This is a genomic window from Catellatospora paridis (genome assembly GCF_009720365.1).
GTDB classification, from domain to species: domain Bacteria; phylum Actinomycetota; class Actinomycetes; order Mycobacteriales; family Micromonosporaceae; genus Catellatospora; species Catellatospora paridis.
The window spans coordinates 129,975-149,884 of record NZ_ML769313.1 but is presented as its reverse complement, the minus strand read 5'-3'; the positions used below and the strand labels follow the sequence as shown (position 1 = coordinate 149,884).

The 19,910-nt window shown below is 71.0% G+C and carries 15 protein-coding genes and 1 pseudogene; 4 read left to right on the top strand and 12 right to left on the bottom strand.

Annotated features, from left to right (window positions below; all coding sequences use genetic code 11):
* Positions 1-43: 43 nt before the first annotated feature.
* Positions 44-3,526, bottom strand: a complete 3,483-nt coding sequence (locus tag F9C41_RS05610) for a S8 family serine peptidase (RefSeq protein ID WP_155385594.1) — start codon at positions 3,524-3,526, stop codon at positions 44-46.
* Between the two features lie 227 nt (positions 3,527-3,753).
* On the opposite strand from F9C41_RS05610, the gene F9C41_RS05605 reads away from it, so the two are divergent.
* The gene (locus F9C41_RS05605; RefSeq protein WP_155385593.1) at positions 3,754-4,311 is read left to right on the top strand and encodes a hypothetical protein; all 558 of its coding nucleotides are present in this window, start codon (positions 3,754-3,756) and stop codon (positions 4,309-4,311) included.
* 81 nt (positions 4,312-4,392) lie between these two features.
* On the opposite strand, the gene F9C41_RS05600 is transcribed toward F9C41_RS05605, so the two are convergent.
* Positions 4,393-4,623, bottom strand: a complete 231-nt coding sequence (locus F9C41_RS05600; RefSeq protein ID WP_155385592.1) for a hypothetical protein — start codon at positions 4,621-4,623, stop codon at positions 4,393-4,395.
* A gap of 225 nt (positions 4,624-4,848) precedes the next feature.
* Between F9C41_RS05600 and F9C41_RS05595 the strand changes: the two genes are divergently transcribed.
* Together F9C41_RS05595 and F9C41_RS05590 are read left to right on the top strand one after the other, a co-directional pair.
* On the top strand, positions 4,849-5,307 hold the full coding sequence (locus tag F9C41_RS05595; RefSeq protein ID WP_155385591.1) for a nuclear transport factor 2 family protein: 459 nt from the start codon (positions 4,849-4,851) through the stop codon (positions 5,305-5,307).
* Between the two features lie 166 nt (positions 5,308-5,473).
* The gene (locus F9C41_RS05590; protein ID WP_155385590.1) at positions 5,474-6,073 is read left to right on the top strand and encodes a hypothetical protein; all 600 of its coding nucleotides are present in this window, start codon (positions 5,474-5,476) and stop codon (positions 6,071-6,073) included.
* A 34-nt stretch (positions 6,074-6,107) separates the two neighbouring features.
* On the opposite strand, the gene F9C41_RS05585 is transcribed toward F9C41_RS05590, so the two are convergent.
* The 5 genes and pseudogenes from F9C41_RS05585 to F9C41_RS05565 all read right to left on the bottom strand — a co-directional run bounded on the left by F9C41_RS05585 (position 6,108) and on the right by F9C41_RS05565 (position 10,034).
* Positions 6,108-6,596, bottom strand: coding sequence for a hypothetical protein (locus F9C41_RS05585; RefSeq protein ID WP_155385589.1), 489 nt, complete (start codon positions 6,594-6,596; stop codon positions 6,108-6,110).
* A gap of 165 nt (positions 6,597-6,761) precedes the next feature.
* Positions 6,762-6,986 (bottom strand): helix-turn-helix domain-containing protein, encoded by a 225-nt coding sequence (locus tag F9C41_RS05580; protein WP_155385588.1) that lies wholly within the window; start codon positions 6,984-6,986, stop codon positions 6,762-6,764.
* Entirely contained in the window at positions 6,986-7,606 is a 621-nt protein-coding gene (locus F9C41_RS05575; RefSeq protein ID WP_155385587.1) for a DUF2975 domain-containing protein, read from the bottom strand. The genes F9C41_RS05580 and F9C41_RS05575 overlap by 1 nt, the downstream gene beginning before the upstream one ends.
* A gap of 1,268 nt (positions 7,607-8,874) precedes the next feature.
* Positions 8,875-9,333: pseudogene (locus tag F9C41_RS41100) on the bottom strand (SigE family RNA polymerase sigma factor); the annotation flags it as partial.
* Between the two features lie 80 nt (positions 9,334-9,413).
* A complete protein-coding gene (locus F9C41_RS05565) occupies positions 9,414-10,034 on the bottom strand; it encodes a TetR/AcrR family transcriptional regulator (protein WP_230689335.1) in 621 nt (206 codons plus the stop codon).
* A 61-nt stretch (positions 10,035-10,095) separates the two neighbouring features.
* Between F9C41_RS05565 and F9C41_RS05560 the strand changes: the two genes are divergently transcribed.
* Positions 10,096-11,244 (top strand): FAD-dependent oxidoreductase, encoded by a 1,149-nt coding sequence (locus F9C41_RS05560; RefSeq protein ID WP_155385585.1) that lies wholly within the window; start codon positions 10,096-10,098, stop codon positions 11,242-11,244.
* 108 nt (positions 11,245-11,352) lie between these two features.
* Here the strand turns inward: F9C41_RS05560 and F9C41_RS05555 are convergent, their stop codons facing one another.
* The 5 genes from F9C41_RS05555 to F9C41_RS05535 are packed head-to-tail and all read right to left on the bottom strand — an operon-like array spanning position 11,353 to position 19,905.
* Positions 11,353-14,949 carry a fibronectin type III domain-containing protein gene (locus F9C41_RS05555; RefSeq protein ID WP_155385584.1) on the bottom strand — a complete coding sequence of 1,199 codons (3,597 nt, stop codon included), beginning with the start codon at positions 14,947-14,949 and terminating at the stop codon, positions 11,353-11,355.
* A 26-nt stretch (positions 14,950-14,975) separates the two neighbouring features.
* The gene (locus F9C41_RS05550) at positions 14,976-16,811 is read right to left on the bottom strand and encodes a spherulation-specific family 4 protein (protein WP_155385583.1); all 1,836 of its coding nucleotides are present in this window, start codon (positions 16,809-16,811) and stop codon (positions 14,976-14,978) included.
* A 27-nt stretch (positions 16,812-16,838) separates the two neighbouring features.
* Positions 16,839-17,666, bottom strand: a complete 828-nt coding sequence (locus tag F9C41_RS05545; RefSeq protein WP_155385582.1) for a carbohydrate ABC transporter permease — start codon at positions 17,664-17,666, stop codon at positions 16,839-16,841.
* Positions 17,659-18,636 carry a carbohydrate ABC transporter permease gene (locus F9C41_RS05540; protein ID WP_155385581.1) on the bottom strand — a complete coding sequence of 326 codons (978 nt, stop codon included), beginning with the start codon at positions 18,634-18,636 and terminating at the stop codon, positions 17,659-17,661. Before F9C41_RS05540 ends, F9C41_RS05545 begins: the two co-directional genes overlap by 8 nt.
* Before the next feature lie 6 nt (positions 18,637-18,642).
* Entirely contained in the window at positions 18,643-19,905 is a 1,263-nt protein-coding gene (locus F9C41_RS05535; protein WP_155385580.1) for an ABC transporter substrate-binding protein, read from the bottom strand.
* Positions 19,906-19,910 lie beyond the last annotated feature (5 nt).

The following is a 19,910-nucleotide window of genomic DNA, read 5'->3' as shown; positions in this document are numbered from 1 at the left end:
CGCCGCTGCGGCGACGTCGGTGTGACCGGCTCAGGGCTCCAGGTCAGGAGTGCCGGTAGGCGCCGATGATGGTCTGCTCGAAACCGCTGCCGGCGGAGGCGTCGACCTTCACCCGCAGCGACACCGCCTGCCCGGCCGTGGCGTCGGGCAGCTGCGCACGGTACGTGCCATCGGCGCCGCTGCGTACCGTCACGGGCGTCCAGGTGCTCCCGCCGTCGGTGGAGGTCCACAGCCGGAACGCGGTCACCCGCTGCGCCGCGACCCCGTGCGCCTGGCGCACCGTGAAGCCGGCCGGCCCCCCGGCCGGCCGGTTGGCCGTGTCCAGCGGCAGCGCGTAGTCCACCGACAGCAGCGGCAGCGGTGCGCTGCCCGTGCCCGCCGGTGCCGCCGAGCGGAACGTCCACGCGGTGCTGACCTTCGTCGACACCGGCAGCATCGCACCGGCGTCCAGGTCATAGGTGAGCCGGTAGTCGGCCGCGGCCGCCCCGATCGCGAAGTCGCCGAACGACTCGGGCACCTTGCCGACCAGTACACCGTCACGGTGCAGGGTCAGTGACCGGACGGTCTCGAACGACCAGGCGTCGCCCCACCCCAGGCAGTCGAAGCGCTGGTGCTGGTCGGCCAGGTCCACCAGCTCGATGTGCAGGCTGCCGCGGGTGCGGCTGGGCGGCGTGGGCGCGCAGCCGCTGGTCGACGAAGTCGGGTCGTCGTACCAGTCGGGCCGCAGCGGCTGGCGCACCCACACCTTCTGCTGCGTGCTGCCGGGGGCGTAGCGCCGCAGCGATTCCTGGGTCACCACGCCGGAGTCGGCGAGGGTGTCGTAGAACGCCTCGTCGAGCCAGGCGAAGCCGGAGGAGATGTAGTCGGCGCGGTCGCCGCCGACACCGTCGATGGAGTTCTCGGCCAGGAAGAAGCCCTCCGGGCTGAACCCGTACCGCTTGTGGCCGGTGCCGCCGCCGGCCATGTCCAGCCGGTGGAAGCGCTGGTCGATGCGGGCCAGGGTGGCCCGCTCCGCCGCGGTGACCTCGTGGGACAGGTCCTGCGGGATGCCGCCTGCCAGCGGCTCGATCAGGTCGTACAGGAACGGGCTCCGTCCTGGCTCGCCCGGAGCGTGCAGCCCGAAGACGCCGTACGCCTGGAACGAACCGGGCCCGGCGCCCGCGACCGGCACGGCGTACACGCTTTCGGCGCTGGCCGTCTCGCCCCAGGCGAAAGCGAAGTCGCTCCAGCTCGGGCCGTGCCGCGGGGTCTGCACGTAGAGGATGCCCACGGAACTCGCCTGCGTCGCCACGCCCTGCACCGTCGCCGAAACCGGGGTCGCGTGCGCCGCGTCCACCAGCACGGTCGTGTCGGCGCCGACCGTGACGTCCGGGTCGCCGCCCAGCGCCATCCGCTGCCGGTCGCCGAACTCCATCAGCTGGCCCATCACGCTGTACCGGCCGGCGGGCACCCGCAACGTCCGGGTCTCGCCCGGCGCGAAGGCCACGTACCGCGAGAAGAGCGCCACGTCGTCGATGTTGGCGATCTGCACGAACAGGTACGGGTCGTCGGCGGCGCTGGTGTCAGGCAGTGCCGTCCCGCCGACCGTCAGGTCGTGGCTCGGCGGCTCGACATAGAACACGACGGTGGTGCTCGACACGAACCCGCCGAGGACCGTACGGGCGGTGATCACGGCCGTGTACAGGCCGGGCGCGCCCGCCAGCCGGGACTGGTCCACGCGCAGGGTCTGCTCGGCCGTCGCGCCCGCGGCGATGACCGCCGAGCGTTGCGACAGCGTGGCCACACCCGGCGCGGCCGGCACGCCGTGCCGGTCGGTCACCGCGGCGCTGAGCACGACCGCGGCCGGACCCGTGCCGGTGTTCGTCCACGACAGGCCCGTCGTGGTGGCGCCGGTCTGCGGGTAGGCCAGGGTGCCCAGGTTCACCAGGCCCTGCCCGCTGACGACGCCGTGCAGCGCCCGTGCGGCGTTCAGCCGTCCGGAGCCCACCGCATACGCGTCGGCCCCGGGCAGCGGATCGGCTGCGCCGACCAGCGCGGCCTTGAGCTGAGCCGCGTTCCAGTCCGGGTGCCGCTGCACCAGCAGCGCCGCCGCCCCCGCGACGTGCGGCGCCGCCATCGACGTGCCCGAGGACGCGGTGTACCGCTCGTCGACGACGCGGCCCATGCCGGTGCCCGCGGCGCGCGCGGCGACGATGTCGACCCCGGGTGCCACCAGCTCGGGCTTGGCAGCCCGGGTGCTGAGCAGCGGACCGCGGCTGGAGAACTCGGCGAGCGTGTCGGTGCGGTCCACCGCGCCGACGGTCAGCGCCGACGCGGCTGCGGCCGGAGCGAAGACGAGCCCGTCGTACGGGCCGTCGTTGCCCGCCGAGAGCACGAACAGCGTGCCGTACTGCGCGGTCAGCGTGTTGACGGCCACCGACATCGGGTCGTCGCCGTCGTTGGTCTCCCAGCCGCCGAGGCTCATGTTGACCACATCGGCCCGCGACGCGGCCCACTGCATGCCCGCGATGACCGTCGACTCGGAGCCGTAGCCCTCGTCGTCGAGCACCTTGCCGATGACCAGTCGGGCGCCGGGGGCGACGCCGCGGCGCTGCCCGCCGGCCGCCGCGCCGGTGCCCGCGATCGTCGCCGCGACGTGGGTGCCGTGGCCGTGATGGTCGACGCCGTCGCCTTGCGCATCGTTGAAGTCGGCCCATTCGGCGATCCGGCCCTGCAGGTCGGGGTGGGTGAAGTCGGCCCCGGTGTCCAGCACCGCGACCCGGCTGCCCTGCCCGTCGTAGCCGGCCGCCCACGCCTGCGGTGCGGAGACCTGGCGAAGGTTGGCGTCCCAGCCGGCGGTCCGCAGGGCGGGTTCGGCGGGAGTCGGGGCCGCCGCGGTGGTGCGGACCCGGCGGTCCAGCCACACCTTCGCCGCCGCCGGGGCGGTGCGTGCCTGCGCGGGCGCGGCCGGCCTGCTCGTGGACAGGTCGCGCAGCAGTTCCGGACCCGACGCCTTGGACTGCCACCCGGCGACCGCGCCGATGCTGGGCAGTGCCGTGGGCCGTCGCAACCTGGCCGTGAGCGGGTCGGCCGACAGCGCCCGCGCGCCCGGCTCACCGGATCCGGCCGGACGCACGATCAGCGGGAGGTCCTTGGTCCGCGTGTCGTCGTAGCCCTGCTGGATCAGGCCCGTCACGTCGAACAGCGACTCGTCCAGCGTCGCGCCGATCAGCCCGGCGACCTGGCCCGGGACGACCCGAACGTGCCCGTCCGGTCCGCAGCTGCGGCGCTGTACGCCGCCGATCCCGGCCGGTTTCACGCTCACCACCGGGCACCGGGCTTTGCCGGTGTGGACGGTCACGACGTCACCGGTCAGCAACGTCACCGTGTAGGTCCGCCCGGCGGGCAGCACCGGGGACGTTTCGACGGCTGCTGTCACCGCCTGCGGCGGCGCCGCGGCGACGGTGGCACCGAGGCCGGGCGCGACGGCCAGCAGCCCGATGGTCACTGCGACGGCCAGCAGGCCGCGTGGTCTACCTCTGAACATTGTGGACTTCCTCCCCATGGACGGGCCTGCGCTCAGGGCGAGCCGTAGGCCCACATCCCTTCACGACGGTGGCTCCGCGTTGGGTTGGAAATCCGTGGCAAAACTGAGCTGCCGTGGCACGAGCAGGGCCGAGGGCCTGCCCATCGCGACCCGGCCACTCACTCAAACGATCTTGGATCGGCAGATGCGACACGACGACGTCGGGCTTGCGCCGTACACTGCCCGCCGTGAGCCGAAAGAGCTTCTACGACCTCCGCTTCGGGGTCGCCGCGGGCGGAGCGCGCAAGGACACGCACTACATCCGGGGCAGCCTCGACGAGGTCAAGGCGGACCTGGCCGCCGAACTGGCCGACGGCATGAACCACTACCTGCTCTGCTGGTACGGCGCTGACCTGGCGCTCGACGTCTACCAGCACGGCTGCCTCACCCGGTCGATCGACCTGCACCCGTTCCTGGCCATCGAGGTCGAGGGCTATCCCCGGATCACGTTCACCGGACCGGGCTTGCCCGTCGGGCACGACTTCAGCTCCGACGAAGAACGCGACGTCGATGACGGCAGCCTGTCCGACCTGTTCTTCATGGGCGCGCTCGAACAGGTGACCACGGTGACCGTCGACTGGGCCGGCATCGACGCGACCGCCCTGCGCGGCGAGGCCGCCCTGCCCGGCGACCTCGTGATCTTCGGCGGCCCGCTGGTCACCGACGCCGAGGCGGACGCCGCCGCCGAACAGGCGCCGGACGAGGCCGGCAACCTCGGGTACGGATACATCGACTTCGAGGCGTGACCACGGCAGGAACCGGACCAGGCGTCCGCCCTACCTGCGTGCTGCGGCGGACCGCCCGCGCGGGCGGTGCGCCAGGAGACGTTACTCGCCGATCAGGCTGGTCAAGCGCCCCGCGAACAGCTGCGCCTCGATGTCGTCGACCTCGCCGCCCAGCTCGCGAACCAGCGTTTCCTGGGTGCACAGCACCCTGGCACCCTCGCCCAGCTCGGCCCTGGGGACCACCACGACCTCGTCGCCGACCAGGGCGAGGACGGGATCGACGTCTCGGGACCGGGCGAGCACGCGCACATCGTTCCCCGTCACCGTGGTCATGGACTCAGATTACCGAAGGATCTGTCGGCAGCGTGCGTCATACGCCCGCTCCCCCGTCCGGAGACCACTGGAATACGGTCGAAAACGGGCAGGACGTCGATCGCGCCGGAACCGCTCCGGAGAGCCGCCTGCCGTGCCACAGTGGTGCGGGAGCGCCGTAAGCAGCGAAGACAGCTGCCGGCGACAGGCCGCACTCGCCGCGTGACGTGTTCAGGAGAATCCGCCATGGCCGACAAACCGCCGCTACCCCCGTTCGACCACACCACGGCGCTGATGAAGGTGCAGGCCGCTGAGGACGCGTGGAACACCCGCGACCCGGAACGTGTCGCGCTGGCGTACACCGAGGACTCCGTGTGGCGCAACCGGGACATGTTCCTCACCGGACGCCCGGCGATCATCGAGTTCCTGAGTGACAAATGGGCGCGCGAGCTGGACTACGCGCTGCGCAAGAACCTGTGGACGTTCGGCGGCGACCGGATCGCGGTGCGCTTCCAGTACGAGTCCCACGATGCCGCCGGGCAGTGGTGGCGCAGCTACGGCAACGAGCTGTGGGAGTTCGACGAGCACGGCCTGATGCGCCGCCGGGAGGCCAGCATCAACGACGTGCCGATCGCCGAGTCGGAGCGGACGATCTTCGGGCCGCGGCCGCCCGAAGACCACGGCAAGGAGCAGCCGATCCGGTAGGCCGCCCACCGTCGCCGACGTGGCGGTGACGGCGCCGCGGTCCGGGAGGCGCCCGGACACCGGCAGGTCTCGCCGAGTCCGTGGTGCACGCTTCGCGAATGCGCTTGCCCGGCGTCGTACGGATGGTTAGCGTCCACTGCCACGCCTCCACGCGAAAGGCACTCGCATGGCGCAACGCCTGCCCCGCCCGGTTTCGCTCGCCTCGTACCTGCTGATCGCCCTGGCGGCGGTCGCCCTGACCGATGTCGTCGTCTCGGCAGTCGGCCTGATCCGGCTCGACGACGCGGGACCGAGGTTCCTGGCGTCGGGACTCGCCCAGCAGGTCGCCGACCCGCAGCTGGTCGTGGAGACCGTCGAACAGGACCTGCGGTGGCATGCCGTGATCGCCGCGGCGATGCTGGTGGCCTTCGGCGTGCTGGGCCTGCTCATCCGCCGCCCGTATGCGATCGCCCGCAACCTGGTGTGGATCGTCGGTTCGGTCGCCCTCTTCGTGCTCTCCTGCGCTGTCACCGTCAACTCCGACTACACGGCTCCGACCGACGGGATGCAACGCTGGTGGGCGCTCACCGAACTCGGCCTCCTACCGGCCTGGCATCCCGGCGTACGCAGCGTATTGACCACGGCCGAACTGGCCCTGCTGATCCTGGGATGCCTGCAACTGCTCCGGCAGGACGCCATGGATCACTACCGCATGCAGACCGTGGAGCTCAGCCTGAGCACGGTGTTGGCGCGGCGCCAGGAACGGATCGAACGCGAGGGCGCCTGAGCCGGCGAGGGACCGCGCCTGGCTACGAGTCGCTCTAAAGGTAGTCGAAGTATCGAACCCACCAGGTGTTCTCCCCGGGCGAGAAGACATCAGGATCCCACGTGCCGTCGTAGCGCCGCCAGAGCGGACCTTCCGGGATGTGGGTGTAGCCGAGTTCGCCGAGAGCCGCGCTCACGCGGTCGCGGTCGCCGGTGTGCAGCAGGTCGGCCACCTCGTCGTCGGTCCAGACACCCGGGTTGTCCACGGCAAGGACGGCCAGTCCTCCGAAGTTGCTGACGACAACGACGAGCGGATGCCCGGTCGCGGTGGCAGTTGCGGGGATGTCGATGCGGCCGTGGAAGCTGGCGTCTTCCACATGGCGGTCCACCTCGCACCGGCAGCCGAACGCGGCGTCGAGCCGCTGCGCCAACTGCTCGAACCGTGCGCGCTCGCCGCGGTGGTCGTAGCCGACGGGATGCTCCAGGAGATCGGGGTCGTCCAGGGATCGCAGCAACTGCCAAAGCTGGGCGTCGTCGGTCAGCACGGGCTCATTGTGCCGCCGTCGGCGGCCCTCCGGTTCGCGAATGCGAACCGGGTGACCGGCCCGGCGGGCAATCGGCCTGGTCTCATGGCGACCATGCGCTGGTTGTCCGAGCCTTCATCGGCCGCGGTGCGGGACGCGCTGCGTACGGTGGGCGTCGGCCCGTGCTCACGGGCCGTCGAGGCCGAGCAGCTCGCCCGGGGTGCAGTCGAGCACGTCACAGAGGGCGGTCAGGGTGCTGAAGCGGATCGCGCGGGCGTGGCCGTTCTTCAGGACGGACAGGTTGGCCGCGGTGACCCCGACCCGGGCGGACAGCTCCACCAGCGTCATACCGCGTGCGGCCAGCAGTTCGTCAAGATGCACCGTGATCCGGTGTTCGGTCGGCTCCCCCATCAGATGACGGCGTCCAGTTCTGCGCGCATGGCCACGCCCCGCGCAATGAGCTGCGCGAACGCGGCGAAGATGAACCCGACCGCGAGCCAGCCGAACGGCGACTGCTTCGGGTCGACCCTCGCTCCGGAGCTGAGCATGGTCGAGGCCAGCAGCCACATGGCGAGGTTGCCGACCGCGTACACGCCGAGCCCGCCGAAGGCGGTGATCTTCGCGACCAGGGTCAGTTCGCTGACGGTGTGGGTGGTGAACGGGTCGGTGTCCTGCGCGGATTTGAGGAGCCGCGCTAGTCGGCGGGCGACCTCGGCGATCAGCAGCACGCCGGGCAGGATCGTGGCCAGGTAGAGCATCCGCTGCGCCAGCGTCGGGTCGGTGACCTCGAAGACGACCTCGCCCATGGGGTAAGCCACGACGCCTGTCGCGACGCCGCCGATCCGGTCGAGCCCGGTCAGCAGCGTGGTGGGCAGCGCCAGCACCACGGGTGACCTGGGAATGAACGCGACCACGAGCATGGCCACACCGACGCACAGCGACGCGATGTAGACGAACTCCGCTGTCCCCCGCAGTCGCCGCAGCCACTTGGTGAGCCGCTTGCCTTCCTCCACGACAGCCTCCCCGGCCATACCGAAAAACGATATGCATCTCGAAAAACGATATGCTGATCCGTCAAGCCCGTCAACCCGCCCGTACCGCGGCGGGGCCGCGCCGCTCGAGGTCGGGCCACCCAAGCGGGCGACCCGACCCGAGGTCACCGTCGTTGGTCAGGCATGACGCTGGCCCCGCACCCGGCGAGTTGGTAGATCCATTGCAGGTACGACAGCGGCATGATCGCGTACAACTGCGTGGTTCCGGCTCGTACTCCCCGGAGCGTGCGGCGGTCGGTCCAGAGCATGCCGCCATCGCGGTAGCACAGCACGTCGCCCTGGCGCTGGTCCACGCCGATCAGGTTGACGCGCCGCAGCACGCGTCCATCGACCAGGGAGAACTCGATGATTCCCGTGGCCTCCCTGACCCAGTCCTGCAGTGGATCGTGGCGGAAGAACTCGACTGCGGCGATCCCGTCGGCCGCCACCTCGATCTCGGTCACGAACCCGCCCACGACGTCGGCCATAGACACCTGGGCCAGCCTCTCGTCGACCCCGAGCTGAGCGGCCGTGTCGACGGCGATGTGCCGCACACCGCCGGTCGCCGGCGAGACGATCCGCAGCGTCAGCCGGGTCCGGCTGGTGCCGACGTCGGTGCACACCAGCTCGCCCGCGTCGGTCACCGCGAGGACGGACCCCCTGTCCTCGGTGATCTCTCGCGGCGACCAGGTGCCCGGCGACACCAGCCACCCGGGACCGTGCAGGTTCATGCCGTACAGCCAGCCGCCGGAGGGCGCCCAGATGAGCCCGGTCGCCGCGGGCAGCGTGTGCTCGGCCGTGCCGGTCAGGTCCCGCACCACGACCCCGTCCCTGTCCTTGCGGGCCAGCCACCGCCCGTCCGGCGACAGGGTGTACGCGCCGGAGTCCGCCTTCGGGCGATGCCACCACGTGCCGTCGAGCGCCACGATGTAGCCGTCACGGACGTCGCGCCCCTCCAGCAGCAGCATCGCGCGGCCGATGGCCCGGTCGCGCGGCAGCGGCTGGGCCTCGCCGCTGCGATCGGTGAGACCGACGGGCAGCGGTGCCAACTCCGAAGGGACGTACGGCGACGGCGATGGCGAGTTCAACGGCGGCACGGGACCCGATCCGGACGGGCCCGGCAGAACGAGCGCCAGTAATGCTGCCACCAGCGCCAGGCTCGCCGCCGCCGTGGCGGCGAGCCGGCCGGTCCGGCGGCGCTTCGCCTTCGCGACCGCCGCGCCGGCGTCGGCGTACTGCCCGGCGTGTTCGGCCAGCATGGGCAGGGATTCGCGCAGCCTGGCCAGGCCGTCGTGGGTGTAGCGCTTGACCGCCCCGACCGAGCAGTCCAGTGCCGACGCGGTGTCGGCTTCGGACAGGTCCTCGTAGAAGCGCAGCACCACCGTGGCGCGCTGGCGCGGCGACAGCTGGTCCAGCGCGCGATCGAGCACGAGCCGGTCCAGCACCCGCTGCCCGCTGTCCGGGCCGGGCCGGTCGGGGACCTCGGCGACCGGCCGGGCGGGCCGCCGGCGCCACCAGGAGATCTGCTCGTTGATCATAATGCGGCGCACATAGGCTTCCGGCTGGCCGCCGTCGCGGATCTGCCGCCACCGGGTCGCAGCCTTGGCCAATGCGGACTGCACCAGGTCCTCGGCCGCATGATGCTCGCCGGTCAGCAGGAAAGCCGTGCGCGACAGGGCGCCGCCCCGCGCGACCACGAACTCCTGGAAACCCTCGTACCTGTTCAAAGGACACCTCCACCACCAGAACGCAGCCACCTCGCGAGAGGTTGGGGTCCCCCGACCGCGGCGCCGACCGCCAGGCGGCGTCAGACTGCCATGGCACGCAGCAGGGCACGCACGGCCTTGGTGAGGTCCGCTCTGCTCGCGGCCGTGCCCGGCGGCGGGGCGGTCAGCGCGCCGGCACCGGCTAGGCGGTCGAACAGCAGCCCGTCGACGCAGGCCACGAAGTGGTCGCCGGCCCGGTCGGGGTCCGCGGCTCCCGCCGCGGCCAGCATGGCGCGGGCCTGCACTCGTGAGGCGGCACCGTGGCCGAGGATGTCGCGCAATTCGGGATGGTGGGTCGCCTCCAGCACGCAGGCGTACCGGGCCAGGGCGCGGGTGCGGCCGTCGGTGAGCCACCGGTCCAGCAGCGCGCCGGTCGCGGCCGCGATCCCGTCCAGGTCCGTTTCGGTCAAGGGCAGACTCCGGGGGTATGCCGGCACGTCGTCGTCCGGGAGGCCGCCTGCTTCGAGGTCGGCCGCATCGAGATCGGCGAGCCGCTGCACGAGTGCTTCGATCAGCGCCTTCCGGGTGCGGTAGTACGCGGAGGTCGTGCCGGCCGGCAAAGCGGCCCGCGCGTCGACGGCGCGGTGGGTCAGGCCGCGCATGCCGTGCTCGGCGACGAGCTCGATGGCGGCGTCGGTGATGACGGCGTACCGAGTGACCACGTGGACCCTCGCTTTCTACGCCTGTAGTATGCCGCTTCTACAGGTGTAGAACGGGAGCGACATGGACGCGATCGTCATCGGCGCGGGCATCGGCGGGCTCTGCGCCGCCATCGGGCTGCGTAGGCGCGGCTGGCAGGTCACCGTCCTGGAGCGGACGGCGCGCTTCGGCGAGGTCGGCGCGGGCCTGACGCTGATGGCCAACGGGCTGCGCGGGCTCGACGCGCTGGGCGTCGGCGACAGGGTCCGCGCTGCGGGCCACCCCGACACACCGGGCGGCATACGCACCGCCTCCGGCCGGTGGATCTCGCGCATCGACGGCGCGGCCATGACCCGACTGCTGGGCACCTCCGCGCTGGGCATTCACCGGGCGTCCCTGCACGAAATCCTGCGCGCGGCGCTGCCGGCCGACACGATCGTCACCGGTGCCGAGGTGACCGACATCGGGGGGCAGGTCGTCTACCGGCACGACGGCGAGACGGTGACCAGGGCCGCCTCGCTCGTGGTCGCCGCCGACGGCATCGACAGCACGGTGCGCGCACGGCTGTGGCCCGGCCACCCGGGGCCCGTCCACTCAGGCTCGACCGCCTGGCTCGGCGTCACCGGTCCCTGGGACGGCGAGCGCATGGCCGCGATCAGCTGGGGGCAGGGCGCGGAGTTCGGCATGGTGCCGCTCGGCGACGGCCGCGTCTACTGGTTCGCCGCGGTCAACGCGCCCGCGGGGCGGTACGTCGACGACGATACGGCCGCGGTTCGGGCGCGGTTCGGCGGCTGGCACGCGCCGGTGCCCGACCTGCTCGACGCCACCGACCCGGCCGCGGTCATCCGCACCGAGCTGCGTCACCTCGCCACCGCCCTGCCGTCCTATGTACACGGCCGCGTCGCGCTGCTGGGCGACGCCGCCCATGCCATGACCCCGAACCTCGGCCAGGGCGCCAACCAGGCGATCGAGGACGCCGTGGTGCTCGCCTCGGTGTGCGGACCGGACGACGACATCCCCGCCGCCCTGGCCGGGTACGACCGGCAGCGCCGCCCACGGTCGCAGCAGATCGCCCGCGCCGCGGAACAGCTCGGCCGGATCGGCCAACAGCTGTCGAACCCCGTGGCCGTCGAGCTGCGCAACACACTGATGCGACTGACCCCGCCGCGGACCGCGCTGCGCTCAATGGCCCGGCACGCCGACTGGACGCCGCCGCAGATCACACAGGCGTAGCCCGGAACGGTCACTCCCCAAGCAACGATCTTGCGCGGACTGTTGCCGATACACCCGATATGAGCGTGTCGCACCCACAGCTCGCGCAAGATCGTCGCGGTGAGAGGGTCAGGGTAGGAGGGTCACGGCCGGGAAGGTGCCGCCTGCGGTCGGGAGGCGGTCGGTGGTGTTGTTTTTGATGTAGCCGAGGCGGAACTGGGTGCCGGGGGTCAGGCCCAGGCTGGACAGGGGGATGGCGGCTTCGATGACGGTGTCGTTGCGGACGAAGGTCATCGCGCCCAGCGGGGTCCAGGACCAGCCGCTGCCGCCGTGGTCGTACAGGTTGGCGTTCTCCAGCATGTAGTCGCCGCCGGACGGGTTGGTCCAGCCTGCGGCGTTGTAGCCGGTGCCGGTGTTGTTGTCGGTGTTGAGGAAGAACTGGCCGAGCACGTTCAGGCTGGTGCCTTTGACGCACAGGTAGAGCGTCGTGCCGTTGTTGGTGACCGACACCGACTGCACGCCGGTGCCGCCCGACAGCACCGGTGTCACGCTCGCCCAGTCACCGGCCGACCCGTCGACGGTGATCGCCGGGTAGCCGCCGCCGGACGACGCCGTGGTGAAGGTGCCGTTGGGGCTGTTCGTCGTGCCACCGGCCGAGACCGAGCGGACCCGGAACTGGTACGCCGTGCCCGAAGACAGCCCTGACAACGTCACCGAGTGGCCGGTGACGTTGTTCGCCCCGGTCGCCGTGGAGCCGTAGGCGGTCGAAGTGCCGTACTCGACCACCGACGACGACGCCACGTCCGTTGTCCAGGTGACCGTCGCGCCGGTGCTGGTCACGTTGGCGTACTGGACGTTGCTGACGACGGGCGCGCCGCCTCCGCCGCCGGAGCCGTTGAGCAGGCTCACCACCGGGAACGTGCCGCTCGCGGCCGGGAGCCGGTCGGTGGCGGAGTTGTTCTTCAGGTAGCCCGCCCGCAGTTGCCCGCCGGGGCTCAGGCCGAGCGTGGACAGCGGGATCGCCGCTTCGACGGCGGTGTCGTTGCGGACGAAGGTGACCGCGCCCAGCGACGTCCAGGCCCAGCCGCCGCCGGCGTGCCGGTACAGGTTGCCGTTCTCCAGCATGTAGTCCGCGCCGGACGGGTTGCTCCAGCCGGTGGCGCTGTACCCGGTGGCGGGGTTGTTGTCGGTGTTGAGGAAGAACTGCCCGAACACGTCGAGTCCCGTGCCCCGGGCGAGCAGGTAGAGGTTGGTGGCGTTGTTGGCCACCGACACCGACTGCACGGTGGTGCTGCCGGTCATGGCGGGCGTGATGCTCCCCCAGTCGCCCACGGATCCGTCGACGGTGATCGCCGGATAGGAACCGCCGCCGGACGAGGCCGTGGTGAACGTGCCGTTGGGGCTGTTCGTGGTGCCGCCGGCCGAGACCGAACGCGCCCGGAACTGGTACGCCGTGCCCGGAGACAGTCCGGACAGCGTCACCGAGTGGCTGGTCACGTTGCTCGCCCCGGTCGCCGTGGCACCGTAGGCGGTCGAAGTGCCGTACTCCACCACCGACGACGACGCCACGTCCGTGGTCCAGGTGACCGTCGCGCCCGTGCTGGTCACGTTCGCGTACTGCACGTTCGAGATCACCGGCGGTTGCGCCGGGGGCGGCGAGCTGGACGGTGTCGGGGACGGCGACGGGGGTGTGCCGCCGCCGGGCACGGTGAACTTGACCGAGGACCCGCCGAAGTTGGCGACCCGTAGCCACGTCCACACCTCGGTGCCCGCCATCGAGGCCGGGAACACGTAGTCGCGGTCGAACTCGAACTCGGCCCGGGTACCGGACTGCACCACCCGCACCGGCCAGCCGCGGTTGGTCGGCGCGCTGGGGCTGCCGAACTTGAACACGTCGCCCTGGCCCGCCCCGGCGTGCGGCAGCAGGTAGGCCTGGTTCAGGTTCTCCAGGTAGAGGCGCGAGTCGGGCGACGTCGGCCAGGACGGCTGCCACCCGGACGGCCCGTCCTTGTCGTAGTCGAAGTAGATCATCTCCTGGGCCAGGCTGATCGTCTGCTTAGCCTCGGCCATCATGAAGAACCGGTTGCCCACGAACTTCACGTACACCTTGGTGATGCCCTTGGCGTTGGCGCCCGCGGGATCGCTGAAGATCGGCGTCTCCGCGGACCACTCCCCCACGGTCCCGTCGGCCACGAAACCGCCGTAGAGATCCGTCGGGTGGGCCCCGGCCTGGCTGGGCGCGGCCCGCCCCTGCGCGTCGAGCCAGTTCTTGGCGTCGTCGTACACCGCGGAGTTGAAGTGGTTCGCACCCGACACGTCGTAGCCGAGGTAGCCGGAGTTGACGACGACCTCGTTCATCCACTTCTGGGTGCTCGCGGCGGGCACCCGGAAGTCGATGATGGCGACGTTGAAGCCGTCGGCCTGGTTGGCCTGGGCGTTGACGTACTCCTTCCAGAAGCCGCCGAAGTTGTCGCGGCTGCGGTAGGTCGGCGAGGCCGGATTGGTGTTCCAGTTGGCCTCGAAGCCGGGGCTGGTGTCGTAGAAGCCCGGGATGTACGTGTTGTAGTACCAGGACTCGGTCACGAAGATGTTGATCGCGTGCCGGTACCGGGAGGCGAACTGCGAGGTGCCCTCGTCGGGGTTGAAATACCAGTAGCCCCGGTTGGAGGCCACGACCTTGCTCGGGTCGACCGCTTTGATCTTCTCTACGAGGTCGACCATGCCGCCCGCGGTGAAGCCGAAGTTGCCGCGCGGCCCCCAGGAGATGCCCGGCCCCGCGCCGCCGACCGGGTCGGGGGTGTCGACGGTGTCGAGGAAGACCCCGTCGTAGTCGCCGTCGTGCACGATCTTGTCGACCTGGTACGTGACGAACTTCTGCCAGGCCGGGTCGCCGCCGTTGATGTAGCCGCCGCCGTAGGTCGGGTTGACGTCGACGGTGCCGTCGCCGTCCTTCCAGTAGCCGCCGTACAGGTAGCGGCTGTCGTTGACCCAGGTGCCCTGCTGGTCGAGGTACCAGGGCATGACGCCGCTGTTGCGCCAGGTCAGGCGGTTGCCCCAGGAGGAGTAGTTGGCGCCGATCGAGGTGCCCGCGTAGTTGGCGTAGCCGTCGGCGTAGGTGCCGTCAGGGGTCGCGCCGCCCTCGACGTTGAGGTAGGAGCCGGCGGCGTTGTAGTTCCACGGGTTCGGGCCGTGCAGCGGACCCGACGGGCCGCTGTAGCCCGCCGGGAGCAGGCCCAGGTCGATGCCCTTCTGGATCGTCATGTGCCCGCTGTGGCCGGGGATGATCGTCGGCAGCATCTCGCCGACCGACAGGTAGCCGAGCACGATCGCGTCGTCGGCGCTGCCGAGCACCCCGTCGACCCCACGTTTGATCTCCTGGACCTGCGCGGAGGTGACCGACTCGAAGTAGAAGTGGTCGGCGGTCACGTTCAGCACCCGCAGGGTGGGTTCCAGGACCACCAGGTCGTACGCCTTGAGCTGGTTGACTTTCGCCTGGTCGAGCGCGCCGTACCAGAACGCGGTGCGGCTGTTCGCGCCGAGCGTGGGGACCTTGCCGTAGAACGGGGTCCGGCCGATCTCGAAGCCGGCCGCGGCCGCCGGGGCCGCCGTGACGGCGACGATCCCGGCGGTCAGCGCGGTGACGGCGGCCAGCGCCCCGGCCAGCAGCCTGGCCCGGACACGGCGTTTCGCTGAAGTGGTGCGGTGCGGATGAGCTCTGTCGTTCATGGCACCTCGCCTCTGTTAAAAGTGGATCAGCTGACGGTGATCACTGCGGTGTAGGTCTCCGGCGAGCTGCCGGAGCCGTGGAACACCACCCGGTGCGGGCCGACCGGCACGCCGCCGAGCACGTCGGCGGGCACCCGCCAGACGTAGCGGTCGTCGTCGCTGGACACGAGCGGGCTCGGTCCGTCGACCGGGGCCCAGCTCCAGCCGGTGCCGGTGTGGCGGTAGAACCAGGCGTTCTCGATGAGCAGGTCCGCCCCGATGCCCGCGGTCGCGAACCCGGTGCTCGCGTCGTTGTCGACGTCGATGAACAGGTGGTGGAAGTCGAACGGCAGGTTGTACTGCGCCTGGTAGGTGACGTCGGCGGTGGCGATGGCACCGGACGCGTCGCTGATCGGGTCGCCCGAGGGCGCCGTCGTGCTCACGGTGAGCGGCCCGGCGGCGGCCGAGCGGTTCCCGCTGCGATCGCGGGCGTACGCCGTGAACGTGTACGCCGTGCCCGGCTCCAGCCCGCTGACCGGCACGGTGACCGTGGTCCCCTGCGTGACCAGCGACGACGGCAGCGACAGCAGCGGCTGCCCGTCGACCTCGACGTCATAGCCCGCGAGGTCCGCCTCGGCGGACGCGGTCCAGGCCAGCCGTACGCTGGCGACCTTGGTCTCGGCGGCGTGCAGCCCGGCGGGCGCGGCAGGCGCCGACGCGTCGGCACGCGCCGTGGTCAGGCTCAGCGCACGGCCCGGCGCGGAGACGTTGCCCGCCGCGTCGTGCGCGGTGACCGTGATCCGGTAGGTCCGGTTCGGGCTGAGTCCGTGCAGCGTGGCGACCGGCAGCGCACTGGCCGAGCCCGCCACTCGCACGCCGTCGACGTGCACGTCGTAGCCGGTGACCCGGCCGTGCGGGTCGGCGGCGGGCAGCCAGGCGACGACGGCCTCGGTCGGGCCGGTCCGGACCGGGAACGGCGTGCCGAACACGCGCGGCGCGGCCGTGTCCCCGCCACCAGTCGACGCGGCGGCAAGCTGCTGCGTCCAGTAGTCCTGCGGCGGCAGCGAGTCCCAGGGGTTGGCCAGCACGTCCGGGGTGACGTACAGGTAGCCCGCGTTGCGCTGCTCGCTCAGCGCGACCGCGTTCGCGAGCTGGGCGGTGGTGTCGGTGGCGTGCACCAGGTGCCACAGCTTGCGCGGGTCGAGCGCCCGGTGCCAGGCCGGCGGCTGCCAGCCGAGGTAGGTCTCGTAGGTGCCCTCGAAGGTGAGGATGACGTCGGCGGCGTCGGCGTAGCAGGGCTCGGTGTCGATGCCCGGGTTGATGACGGTGAACGCGCCGGGGTTGGCGCGCTTGGTGTGCCGGTCGAGCATCCGGTAGGTGTCGATGTAGGTGTCCTGTGGGCCGCAGACGTTCTGCACCTCGTCGAAGAAGATCCCGGCGAGCCCGTCGGCGCCGTAGAGGCGGTACCAGGTGGCGATGTCCTGCTGGACCTGTGCCGCCCAGGCGGCCGGGATGGTCTCGTTGAGCCTGGTCGCGCGGCCGGTGGTGCCGAGGTAGCCGGTGGCGACGTAGCCGAGCACGCGTACGCCCGCGGCTTTGGCGGCGCTGATGGCGGCGGCGTAGTTGGGGTCGCGGGTCTTGCCGGGGCCGGAGAACGGGTTCGCGACCGCGATCCCGACGCCAGGGGTGTTCAGCTGCTGCCAGAGGGCGGCGCCGTCGCCGCCCGGGTAGAAGTACGCGGGCACCGCGAGCTGCTGGGCGATGCCGTCGGGCGGGCGGGCGACGGCCTGCGCGGGTGCTGCGCCGGATGCGACGGTGAGCAGTGTGACGAGTACGGCCGCCGCCCGGAGGTGCAGGCGTCCGCGGCCATGCCGATGCAGCATGGTCGTAGTCTCCGATCTGGGGTTGTGTCAGCCCTTGTTGCCGCTGAAGGCGATGCCTTGGATGAAGTGGCGCTGCATCACGGTGAACAGCACGATGACGGGCAGCGAGGCGAGCAGGGAACCGGCCATGAGCACCGGGTAGTCGGTCTGGAACTGGCCCTGCAGCGAGGCGAGGCCCGCCGACAGGGTCATCTGCTCCGGGTCGGTGTTGACGATCAGCGGCCAGAACAGGTCGTTCCAGGACCACAGCACGGTCAGGATGCCCAGCGCGAGCAGGCCGGGTTTGGCCAGCGGCAGCATGACCGACCAGTAGATGCGCAGCGGGCCGGCCCCGTCGAGCCGGGCTGCCTCGTCGAGTTCCTTGGGCAGGCCGAGGAAGAACTGCCGGAGCAGGAACACGCCGAACGCGGAGAACAGGCCGGGCACGATGAGCGCGGTCAGGCTGTTGAGCCAGCCGAGGTCGGCCATGATCTCGTACTGCGGGATGACGAACAGCGGCGGCGGCACCATCAGCACCGACAGGAAGATCCCGAACAGCAGGCCGCGGCCGGGGAAGCGCAGCCGCGCGAACGCGTACGCGGCCATGGAGCAGAACAGCAGTTGCCCGGCGGTGCGGGCGGCGGTCATCAGCACGGTGTTGAGGATCTGGTGGCCGAAGGGCAGCAGCTCGAACACGTCGGCGTAGTTGGACCAGCGCCAGTCGGGCACGAACGTGGGCGGCACCCGGGTGGCGTTGGTGAGGGTCTTCAGCGACGTCAGGAACTGCCACAGGAACGGGCCGACCATGACCGCCGCGCCGACCAGCAGCGTGACGTGGGTCGCGGTGCGCCCACCGCGGCGTGCGGGATCAGCCATAGTGCACCCACCGTTTCTGCAGCCGGAACTGGATCGCCGTCAGCGTCACGATGAGCACCAGCAGCGCCATCACGATCGCGGCGGCGTATCCCCGGTCGTTGGTGTAGAACGCCTTGTCGTAGAACAGGTGCACGACGGTCTGGATGCGCGGGAAGGCCGGGTTGGCGCGCGCCGACTGGCCGCTGCCGCCCATCACGTACACCAGGTCGAACAGCTGCAGCGAGCCGATGACCGACAGCACCGACACGAAGAACAGCGACGGTGACAGCAGCGGCAGCGTGATCCGGCGGAACTGCGCCAGCGCCCCGGCCCCGTCGATCGCCGCGGCCTCGTAGTACTCGCGCGGGATCGCCTGCATGCCGGCCAGGAAGATGACGATGTTGTAGCCGAGGCTGGTCCAGATTCCGACGGCGACCAGCGCGTACAGCGCGGTCGCGGGGTCGGCGATCCAGTGCGGGCCCTCGACGCCCACCAGCGACAGCAGGTAGTTGATCAGGCCGTAGTCGCCGTTGTAGAGCCAGCGCCAGACCATCGCCACGGCCACCGGCATGGTGACCACGGGCAGGAAGAACAGCGCCCGGTATGCCGACACGCCGCGCAGCCGGGGCCGGTTGAGCAGCGCCGCGAACAGCACCGCCAGCGGGATGCCGAGCAGCCCGAGCAGGGTGTACGCCACGGTGTTGCGCAGCGATGTCAGCACCTCGTCGTCGGCGGCCAGGGTGCGGTAGTTGTCCAGCCCGACCCATTCGTGCCCGCCGAACGGGCCCCATTCGGTGAAGGAGAAGTAGCCGGTCTGCAGCACCGGCCACAGGTAGAACACGGCCAGGCCCAGCCCGGTGGGGGCGATGAGCAGGTATCCCCAGGCGGCTTCGGCTCCCCGGTGGCGCCAGCGACGTCGCCGCCGGGCGGGCACCGGGGCGGGCACCGCGGTGCGGACGTCGTCCGCGGCGCCCGTCACGGTTGCTGTCATGCGGTGCTACTCCTTCGCCAGCAGGGCGTTCATCTGCGTGGCGAGTTCCTTGGCGGCCGCCTCGACGGTCACCTCACCGGTGTACGCCTTGGTGAGCTGCTTGAACTCCTCGTCGTTCCAGGCCGCGGTGTTGCGCGACACCGGGTAGGGCACCGCGTAGCTCACCGCGTCGAGGAAGACCTTGCCCTTGAACTGCGCGTTGGCGGCCAGCCAGGCGTCCTGGGTGCCGGTGTACGCCGGGATCGGGCCCTTCTTACCGAGGATGTCGGCGGCGGGCTTGGAGCCGAGGAACTTCACGAACTCCCAGGCCTGCGCGGGGGCCTTCGTCTTGGCCGAGACCACGTTGGCCAGGCCGTGGATGATGGTGGCCTGCTTGACGCCGGTCGGCAGCGGGGCCGCGTCGACCCGGGTCTTGGTGTACTCGTTCTTGCCGAACTCCGAGACGTTCCAGGAGCCGCCCCAGTACATGGCGAGCTTGCCCGACTCGAACAGCTGGAGCGGGGCGGTGTCGGTCATCGTCTTGAGGTCCGGCGACTGCTTGTTCTTGATGAGGTCGGTCCAGAAGCGCAGGCCCTCGACGGTGGCCGGGTCGTCGAAGCCGGACTTCTTGCCGTCGGCCGAGATCACGTTGCCGCCGGCCTGGTAGATGGTGTTGTAGTAGTACTCCTGGCCGGCGAGGTTGGCGCCGACGGCGTAGACGCCCTTGGCCGGGTTGCTCAGCTTCGCCGCGGCGGCCTTGAAGTCGGCCCAGGTCCAGCCGTCGGCGGGGTACTTCACCGCGGCGGCGTCGAAGAGTTCCTTGTTGTACCAGACGCCGACGGTGTCGAAGTCCTTCGGCAGCCCGTAGACCTTGCCCTCGAAGGTGTAGAGGTCGACCAGCGCCTTCGGGTAGACGGTCAGGTCGAGCTTGGCCTGGTCGATCTTGTCGGACAGCGGCATGATCACGCCGTTGTCCGCGTAGAGCTGGATGTTGGGGCCGTTCATCCAGAACACGTCCGGTGCCGCGCCACCGGTGACGGCGGCCCGCAGCTTGGTCCAGTAGTCGGCCCACGGCGTGAGCTGGACGTTGATCGTGATGTTCGGGTGGTCCTTGGTGAAGGCGGCGGCGATCTCCTCCATCACCGGGACCTGGTTCTTGTCCCACACCGCATACGACAGGGTGACCTTCTCGTCACTGGCGGCGGGCTCGTCGCTCCCGCAACCCGCGGCGGTCACGGCGAGCGCGGCGGCCAGAACCGCGGCGGCGCCTACCCGCACTGCTTTCCACATCTGAG

Coding starts and splice junctions, on each gene's coding strand:
- F9C41_RS05610 (WP_155385594.1), bottom strand. CDS start 3,526: ATGTTCAGAGGTAGACCACGCGGCCTGCTGGCCGTCGCAGTGACCATC.
- F9C41_RS05600 (WP_155385592.1), bottom strand. CDS start 4,623: ATGACCACGGTGACGGGGAACGATGTGCGCGTGCTCGCCCGGTCCCGA.
- F9C41_RS05595 (WP_155385591.1), top strand. CDS start 4,849: ATGGCCGACAAACCGCCGCTACCCCCGTTCGACCACACCACGGCGCTG.
- F9C41_RS05590 (WP_155385590.1), top strand. CDS start 5,474: ATGGCGCAACGCCTGCCCCGCCCGGTTTCGCTCGCCTCGTACCTGCTG.
- F9C41_RS05580 (WP_155385588.1), bottom strand. CDS start 6,986: ATGGGGGAGCCGACCGAACACCGGATCACGGTGCATCTTGACGAACTG.
- F9C41_RS05575 (WP_155385587.1), bottom strand. CDS start 7,606: ATGGCCGGGGAGGCTGTCGTGGAGGAAGGCAAGCGGCTCACCAAGTGG.
- F9C41_RS05560 (WP_155385585.1), top strand. CDS start 10,096: ATGGACGCGATCGTCATCGGCGCGGGCATCGGCGGGCTCTGCGCCGCC.
- F9C41_RS05555 (WP_155385584.1), bottom strand. CDS start 14,949: ATGAACGACAGAGCTCATCCGCACCGCACCACTTCAGCGAAACGCCGT.
- F9C41_RS05550 (WP_155385583.1), bottom strand. CDS start 16,811: ATGCTGCATCGGCATGGCCGCGGACGCCTGCACCTCCGGGCGGCGGCC.
- F9C41_RS05545 (WP_155385582.1), bottom strand. CDS start 17,666: ATGGCTGATCCCGCACGCCGCGGTGGGCGCACCGCGACCCACGTCACG.
- F9C41_RS05540 (WP_155385581.1), bottom strand. CDS start 18,636: ATGACAGCAACCGTGACGGGCGCCGCGGACGACGTCCGCACCGCGGTG.
- F9C41_RS05535 (WP_155385580.1), bottom strand. CDS start 19,905: ATGTGGAAAGCAGTGCGGGTAGGCGCCGCCGCGGTTCTGGCCGCCGCG.